Source organism: Bradyrhizobium sp. STM 3843, assembly GCF_000239815.1.
In the GTDB taxonomy this organism is placed as follows: domain Bacteria; phylum Pseudomonadota; class Alphaproteobacteria; order Rhizobiales; family Xanthobacteraceae; genus Bradyrhizobium.
This window is the reverse complement of record NZ_CAFK01000290.1, coordinates 1-7,946: the sequence shown is the minus strand read 5'-3', so window position 1 is coordinate 7,946 and position 7,946 is coordinate 1. Positions and strand designations below refer to the sequence as shown.

Annotated in this window: 6 protein-coding genes; 2 read left to right on the top strand and 4 right to left on the bottom strand. The window is 63.6% G+C overall.

Annotation, left to right across the window (positions count from 1 at the left end; translation table 11 throughout):
• Nucleotides 1-15 precede the first annotated feature (15 nt).
• On the top strand, nucleotides 16-732 hold the full coding sequence (locus tag BRAS3843_RS29225; protein ID WP_008972750.1) for a methyltransferase: 717 nt from the start codon (nucleotides 16-18) through the stop codon (nucleotides 730-732).
• Nucleotides 729-3,290, top strand: coding sequence for a polynucleotide kinase-phosphatase (locus BRAS3843_RS29220; protein ID WP_008972749.1), 2,562 nt, complete (start codon nucleotides 729-731; stop codon nucleotides 3,288-3,290). Before BRAS3843_RS29225 ends, BRAS3843_RS29220 begins: the two co-directional genes overlap by 4 nt.
• Nucleotides 3,291-3,316: 26 nt before the next feature.
• Here BRAS3843_RS29220 and BRAS3843_RS29215 read toward each other — a convergent pair whose 3' ends face one another.
• The 4 genes from BRAS3843_RS29215 to BRAS3843_RS41935 form a co-directional block, all read right to left on the bottom strand.
• Nucleotides 3,317-4,339: an MBL fold metallo-hydrolase gene (locus BRAS3843_RS29215; protein ID WP_008972748.1), complete on the bottom strand. Its 1,023-nt coding sequence runs from the start codon at nucleotides 4,337-4,339 to the stop codon at nucleotides 3,317-3,319.
• A gap of 190 nt (nucleotides 4,340-4,529) precedes the next feature.
• Nucleotides 4,530-4,835, bottom strand: coding sequence for a hypothetical protein (locus BRAS3843_RS29210; protein WP_008972747.1), 306 nt, complete (start codon nucleotides 4,833-4,835; stop codon nucleotides 4,530-4,532).
• 858 nt (nucleotides 4,836-5,693) lie between these two features.
• Complete coding sequence (locus tag BRAS3843_RS29200) at nucleotides 5,694-7,700, bottom strand: cbb3-type cytochrome c oxidase subunit I (protein WP_008972745.1); 2,007 nt, start codon at nucleotides 7,698-7,700, stop codon at nucleotides 5,694-5,696.
• A 10-nt stretch (nucleotides 7,701-7,710) separates the two neighbouring features.
• Nucleotides 7,711-7,946, bottom strand: a 236-nt coding sequence (locus BRAS3843_RS41935; RefSeq protein WP_210161401.1) for a hypothetical protein, incomplete at its 5' end; no start/stop codon positions are given.

Sequence of the window (7,946 nt, the reverse complement as noted above, 5' to 3'; positions counted from 1 at the left end):
CTTCGTCATCGCGGCGTGCTGGCGCGTGCCGCCTTGGAGCGGCTGGCCCCGGAGGCCCGTGACGAGGCGATCGAGCCGAAGGCGCGCAGCGAAGCTGAGGATAGGCTCGAAGCACCGATCCGACTGAATGACGCGCGCTTAGCGGCCGTAGCGGACGCGCTTCGCGCGACCGGTGCCAAGATCATCGCCGATCTCGGCTGCGGTGAGGGGAAACTGCTGCAAGAGCTGCTCCGGGAGCGTTGGGTCGACCGCTTGATTGGGCTCGATCCGGCGGCTTCCACGCTAGAACGCGCTGCGAAGCGGCTGAAGCTGCAGATGCCCGGCGCTCCGCCCGAAGAGCGCTTGACGCTGCTGCATGGCTCACTGACCTATCGCGACAGTCGATGGAGCGATGCCGATGCCGCCGCCCTGGTCGAGGTGATTGAACATCTTGATGCGGATCGGCTGCCGCTGGTTGAACGCGTCGTGTTCGGCGCTGCACGTCCAAGGGCCGTCGTGGTGACGACCCCGAACCGGGACTACAATGTTCTCTTTCCTACTCTCGCCGCCGGAGATTTTCGTCATCGCGACCACCGTTTCGAGTGGACCCGCGCCGAATTTGCGAGCTGGGCCGATCGCATCTGTGAGGCCTATGGCTATCAAGTCGCCTTATCCGGCATTGGCCAGATTGACAGCATGTTGGGCGCACCGACCCAGATGGCGGTTTTCACGCGGGTGAGCGCGGCCCAATGACCATCGACATTCCCGATTTCTCACTGGTCGTGCTGATCGGCTCGACCGGCTCCGGCAAATCGACCTTTGCAGCCAAGCATTTCCTGCCGACGGAGATCATCTCCTCCGACCATTGCCGGGCTTTGGTCGCTGACGATGAGACCGATCAGGGCGTCTCGGCCGACGCCTTCGAACTGGTTCGCGAGATCGCGGGCAAGCGGCTGAAGCACCGCAAGCTTGCCGTGATCGACGCGACCAACGTCCGCCCGGCCGACCGGAAAGGCTGGGTCGAGCTCGCGCGCAAATGGCACGCGCTACCCGTCGCAATAGTGTTCGATCCCGGGATCGATATCTGCATCGCCCGCAACAAGACGCGGCCGGAGCGCGCGTTCGGCGGCCCGGTGGTGCAGCGGATGGTATCGGAGATCCGACGCGGGCTCGGTGGCCTGCAGCGCGAGGGCTTTCGCCAAGTCTGGAAGCTCTCGAGCGTGGACAGTATCGAGGCGGCGAGCGTCACCCGGCAGCCGCTGTGGACCGACAAGCGTTCAGATTCCGGACCATTCGACATTATCGGCGATGTGCACGGTTGCGCCGACGAATTGCAGAAGCTGCTCGCAAGGCTTGGCTACCACGTCGTGTGGTCGGACGATCGGGGTAAGCGGGCGGTTAGCGTCACGCCCCCCGCAGGCCGCAAGCTGGTCTTCGTCGGCGACCTCGTCGACCGCGGCCCCAATTCGCCGGACGTGCTGCGCATCGTCATGAGCATGACCGCGGCGGGCACGGCCTATGCCGTGCAGGGAAATCACGACAGGAAATTCCAGCGCTGGCTGGCAGGCCGGAAGGTCACGATCTCCCATGGACTGCAGGACACGATCGATCAGCTTGCAGGGGAGGATCGCGGCTTCCGCGACGCGCTTCCCGCCTTTCTTGATGGTCTCCGCAGCCATGTCTGGCTCGATGGCGGGCGGCTCGCAGTCGCACATGCCGGACTGAAAGAGGACATGATCGGCCGGGGCTCCGGTGCCGTGCGCGAATTTGCGCTGTACGGCGAAACCACCGGCGAAATCGATGAGTTTGGCCTGCCGGTGCGCGCCGATTGGGCTGCGAATTACCGAGGACCGACCACTGTGGTGTACGGCCACACCCCGGTGCTGAATGCCGAATGGCTCAACAACACCATCTGCATCGACACCGGCTGCGTGTTCGGCGGGCGGCTCACGGCACTGCGCTGGCCGGAACGGCAGATCATCGATGTTGAAGCCGAGCGCGTATGGTGCGAGCCGATTCGTCCGCTGGCCGCTCGCAGCGGTGGTTCCTCCGCTCAGGCCGACGCAGATCAGCTGCTCGACATCGAAGACGTCCGCGGCCGCCGCTGGATTGACACCGCCCTGAGGGGCCGCGTCGTGATTGCGGAAGAGAACGCGGCCGCCGCACTGGAAGTGATGAGCCGGTTCGCTCTCGCGCCACAATGGCTCGTCTATCTACCGCCGACCATGTCGCCCTCCGAGACCAGCACGGAAGAAGGCTGGCTGGAACGACCCGAGGAGGCCTTTGCACATTTTCGCGAGCGCGGCGTAGGCGAAGTCGTGTGCGAAGAGAAGCATATGGGCTCGCGTGCGGTCATCGCACTGTGCCGGAGCGCCGACGTTGCCAGGACGCGGTTCGGCGTCGTTGGGGATGAGACCGGCGCGATCTGGACCCGTACCGGTCGTGCCTTCTTCAATGACACCGAAACCACCGAGGCGCTGTTGAAGCGGCTTCGGGATGCCGTCGATAAAGCTGATCTGTGGCAGACGCTCGCGTCCGACTGGCTGCTGCTCGATGCCGAGATCATGCCCTGGTCGGCCAAGGCAGGTAGCCTGATCGAAACCCAATATGCCCCCGTCGCAGCATCATCGGTCGCAGGCCTCGGCGCCGTTGCGGACGCGATCGCTCGGGCCACGAATCGCTGCCTCGACCTCGCGGGTCTTGATCAGCGGTTCTCCGATCGGCTGCAACGCGCTGCGCGGTACGGCCAAGCCTGGGCGCCATACATCTGGCCGATCAACACGATCGATGACCTCAAGGTCGCTCCCTTCCACCTGCTGGCGAGCGAAGGGCACGTCTGGTTCGATCAGGATCACGTCTGGCACATGGAGCTGGCCGATCGCTTGGCACGCGCGGCAGAAAGCGTGATCACCCGAACAAAATGGCACGCCATCCCGCTCGGCGACGAAACCGCTGTTCGCAACGCGATCCTCTGGTGGGAAGGCCTCACCGAAAACGGCGGCGAAGGCATGGTCGTCAAACCGCGCAACTTCGTCGCGCGCGGACCGAAAGGATTGATCCAGCCTGCGCTGAAGGTGCGCGGCCGTGAATATCTCCGGATCATCTATGGGCCCGAATATGATGCGCCCGAGCACATTTCGCGGCTGCGGCAACGCAAGCTCGACGGCAAACGTCAGCTTGCGCTGCGCGAATTCGCGCTGGGCCATGAGGCGCTGACGCGCTTCGTTGCCAAAGAGCCGCTCAGGCGTGTCCATGAATGCGTCTTTGCGGTGCTGGCCCTGGAAAGCGAACCGATCGATCCGCGGCTTTGACCCCGAAGGCGAAGCGACGTGCCCGCTTACGGGTGGAGGCCGCCGTGCCCAGCTGCCACCACCTCGCCGCGGAATGCGGCTTCCGCCTCATGTCGCAAGCGCTCGGGCGCGTCGATATAGCGCGGCGAATAGTGGAAGGTCGTGAGCCGCCGGGCGCCGGCTCGGCGCGCGAGCTCGCCGGCCTGGGTCGCGGTCAAATGCCGCCGCTGGCGGGCAAGCTCCTCGTCGGCTCCGGAAAACGCACTCTCGATGAACGCGTGATCGGCATCCCTGGCGAGCGCGAGGATGCTCTCGATGTTTGCAGCCGTGAATGCCGCATCGGTGACATAGGCCACCCGCTGCCCCGGCCCACTCTTGAGCACATGCTGGCGCAGCCGGCCGAGCGGCTCGACCCGACCATTTCCAACCGCGATCGGCGTCTCATCGTCTTCGCCGCGCCGCGCTGCGCTCTTGGCATCGTTGAGCCATGGCCCGACCTGCAGGCCCAGCGCGTTCAATCCCTCGGTCCAGACATTGACGCGCACGGCCTCCTGCAACGCAAAGGCCAGGCAAGGAAGGCTGTGTTCCAGCGTATGTGCCTCGATCCGCACCTCACCGTCGTCGAACACGACGCCATCAGGCAATGGGTCGGGGCGCAGCGGGCGAACTTTGAAGGCCTCTTGCGCTCTGAACATAGCCGATCGCGCCAGCCGACCGTCGACGAATTCGTCGACTACGATCACAAAATCAGGCGAATGCGCACCAAGCAGATTCCATTCATAGGCGGCGAGCTTGGCAGCAACGCCATCGATCAAGCCGGCCGGCCCGACAATGCGAAGCGTGCCTTCATGATTGAGGCGCACACGTAGCAACCGGTCAAACCCGCAGAAATGATCGAGATGGCGGTGGCTGACGAAGACATCGCTCACGCGCAACAATTCGCGCGGCGAGAGCGGCCCGAGGTCGCCGAGGTCGAATAACATCGCCCGCCGGCCGAAGCGAAAATCGATGTAGAGGCCAGGATCGCCGAAAACATCGTTGACGAGGCGCGACTGTGCCAGCGAGCTCATGATCACCTGCCCAACAAGGCTGGCGCGGTCGGGTAATGGTCGGACGCCAGCGTGAGAGCGGCCATTGTGCCTGCTGGCGTCACAGGAGGAAAGCTTCGAGGTGATCTATGCAGTCCGCACGCCAGCGCCGGTCTCCTTGATTGAGCATGATCTTTTCGGAAAACCGGTTTCCACTTTTCCGGATCATGCTCTAATGCGACCGCAGCTGGCGCGCTCCCGCGGCCTTGAACGCGCTCTCCACGAGACGTCCCTGCTCGCCATGACAATCCACCGAAACTTCCACCTCCCCTTCCAACTCCGGCCGGCCGCGCTTATCGACGCCGGGATGTCCGCTTTCGATGTCGGCGCCGGCGATCTTTGAACCCGCGCTGTTCGCCGTTCCCGCGGCCTGTATGAAGATGTCGGTGCGCGCGATGCCATGTTCCTGGACCAGATGCTCGACCGCGATCTCCGCCTCGCGGCGGGTCGCAAAACTGCCGATGATCGTACGCTCCATCTCGCTCTCCACTGTCGAATGCGAGTGCCGACGCAGCACCCACGCGCTGACCCAACAGCTCAGCCCCGGGTCGCGTTCCCTGGCGCAGGCGGACGGGCTCTGTAACTTGCAAACGACATAGGAGTCGGCCGGTCGTCGCAGCGCACGATGATGCGCAGCATCATCTGCAATTGTGCCGATGCAAATGACCGCGGCAGCGGTCGAGCTGCTCGTTGCGACCATGCTGATGTCATCGGCTCGACCGAGCAAAGCTGCAGGACAGCTGCGTCACTCTCTTCCGCAGTGTGCGGATAGGAACGCCGCGCTCTGCATTCGATTGGTGCGAATTAGTACCCCAAAGGAGCACAGACATGCGGAATAGGTTTGTTACGATAGTTGCAGCAGCATTGCTGGCCGCCGCGACGGCCGGGTCCGCCTTCGCCCAAGGAGGCGGCGGTGGCGCGGGCGGAGGAGCCGGTGGTGGCGCGGGTGGTGGCGCTGGCGGCGGTGCCGGTGCGGGCGCAGGCGGGTCAGGTTCAGGCGGTGGCGGCGCAGGTGGAAGCGGCGCAGGTGCGGGCTCGGGCGCCGGTGGTGGCGTTGGGGGTGGCGGACCTACGCATTCCATGCGCGGTAGTCAGGGCGCATCCAGCCCACCTGGCATGCGCAACGAAACCACGCCGCCGTCGAATGGCGTGACCCCGCGCTGAGATTGACAGACCTTCGTACGGTGTGACGTTCCAGGATATGAAAGACAGCCGCGCGGTTGTCGCGTGATCAGGCCGCGCGGTCTCTCCTGTCACAAAAGCCCAGGCGTCACGAAAGCAGATAGGTCGGGCCGGCCCGTCGACCTCGGGCAGTCGAGCCTAACTACGCCTCGGCTCATCCCACGTCGCCGGCTGCCGTCGCAAGCCCGCGACGAGACGCGATGATTGCGCGGTCGATCCGCGCGACGTCGGCCGCCGGAATCACGTACTCGTCGCGGTCGCGCCAGGCGAACACCACGAAAGTCGCAAATGCACCCACCGCGCCGAGCGCGACCATCCACCAGATGTGCCAGATCAGCGCGAAGCCCATCACGGTGGCGAAAAACGCGCAGACGAATCCGGTCGGAGAATTGCGGGGCATCTCGATGTCATCGTATTCCCGCGGCGCCTTGTCGCGGAGCTGTTCTGCTTTCGCCTTCTCCTTGATCGTCCAATAGGCGTCCAGCCCGGTCACATTGGGCAAGACAGCGAAATTAAACACCGGTGGCGGCGAGGATGTCGCCCATTCCAGCGAGCGGCCGTCCCACGGATCTCCAGTCGTATCGCGGAGCAGCTCACGGTCACGGATACTGAAGACGAGCTGCAGGATCTGGAGAACGACGCCGACGACGAGCACCACCATCCCGGCGCTTGCCGCCAGCATCCAGGGGCGCCACTCCGCGACGTCATAATGCTGCATGCGACGGGTCATGCCGAGCAGACCGACCACATAGAGCGGCACGAATGTGGCGTAGAACCCGACCAGCGTGAACCAGAAGGCCGCCTTGCCCCAGCTCTCATACAGCCGGAAGCCGAACGCCTTCGGAAACCAGTAGGACACGCCGGCGAATGCCCCGAACAGAACGCCGCCGATAATCACGTTGTGAAAATGCGCGACCAGAAACAGGCTGTTGTGCAGCAGGAAGTCAGCCGGCGGCATCGCCAGGAGCACCCCCGTGAGCCCTCCGAACAGGAACGTCACCATGAAGCCAACGGACCACAGCATGGGCGTCGCGTAACGGACGCGGCCGCCATACATCGTGAACAGCCAGTTGTAGATCTTCACGCCGGTCGGCACGGCAATGATCATGCTGGCGATGCCGAAGATCGCGTTCACTTCCGGCCCTGCTCCCATCGTGAAGAAATGATGCAGCCAGACCATGAAGGACACGATGCAGATGGCCATGGTGGCCAGCACCATCGAGCGATAGCCGAACAGCGACTTGCTGGAGAAGGTCGGCACGATCTCCGAATAGATGCCGAACGCGGGCAGCACCAGGATATAGACCTCGGGGTGTCCCCAGGCCCAGATCAGATTCATGAACATCATGACATTGCCGCCGGCCTCGTTGGTGAAGAAATGGAAGCCGAAATAGCGGTCGAGAATCAGCATCGTCAGCGTCGCCGTCAGGATCGGGAACGCTGCGATGATCAACAGATTGGATGCGAGCGTGGTCCAGCAGAACATCGGCATGCGCAGATAGTTCATGCCGCGGGTGCGGAGCTTCAAAACGGTCGTCACGAGATTGATGCCGGCGACCAGCGTCCCCACTCCGGAAATCTCCAATGCCCAGAGATAATAATCGACACCGACGCCCGGCGAATAGGTCAGCTCCGACAGTGGCGGGAACGGCAGCCAGCCGGTGCGCGCGAACTCGCCGATCACGAGGGACATGTTGACGAGGAGCGCGCCGGTCGCGGTCAGCCAGAAGCCGACCGAGTTCAAGGTCGGGAAGGCGACGTCACGGACGCCGAGCTGCAGGGGAACGATGAGATTCATCAACCCGATCACGAACGGCATCGCCACGAAGAAGATCATGATCGTGCCGTGCGCGGAGAAGATCTGGTTGTAATGTTCCGGCGGCAGGTAACCGTTGGAATGGAGCGCGATCGCCTGCTGCAAGCGCATCATGATGGCGTCGGTCCCGCCCCGCAGCAGCATGACAAAGGCAAGCAGGACATACATGACGCCGATTCGCTTGTGATCGACGCTGGTGATCCATTCCCGCCAGAGATAGGGCACGTAACCCTTGATCAGAACCCACAGCAGAACGCCGAGAATGACGACGAGCACCAGGCCCGCAGCGACGAGAGGAATCGGCTGATTGAAGGGAATGGCCGACCAGGAAAGCTTTCCAAGCATCACGCGTCCCTCATCTGCGCTGTTCCCCGCTTCCCTCGTGCAGCCATGCGATGCGAAGAGCCGCGAGCAGCCATGCACGCGGCGACGATCGGCTGCCCAGGGCGCCATGCGCGAGCCGAACGAAGCGATCTACATTGCCGTGGGTGAATACGGAGAAGAGCCGGTTCGGTTCCAGAAGCTTCTCAACCGACGTAACCTGGATTAAGGCGGAGTGCGCTCCGTGCCGTCGAGTCAAAGGGAATGAGT

Excerpts from the sequence above, each read along its gene's own strand:
- BRAS3843_RS29220 (WP_008972749.1), top strand. The coding sequence starts at position 729 with ATGACCATCGACATTCCCGATTTCTCACTGGTCGTGCTGATCGGCTCG.
- BRAS3843_RS29215 (WP_008972748.1), bottom strand. The coding sequence starts at position 4,339 with ATGAGCTCGCTGGCACAGTCGCGCCTCGTCAACGATGTTTTCGGCGAT.
- BRAS3843_RS29210 (WP_008972747.1), bottom strand. The coding sequence starts at position 4,835 with ATGGAGCGTACGATCATCGGCAGTTTTGCGACCCGCCGCGAGGCGGAG.
- BRAS3843_RS29200 (WP_008972745.1), bottom strand. The coding sequence starts at position 7,700 with ATGCTTGGAAAGCTTTCCTGGTCGGCCATTCCCTTCAATCAGCCGATT.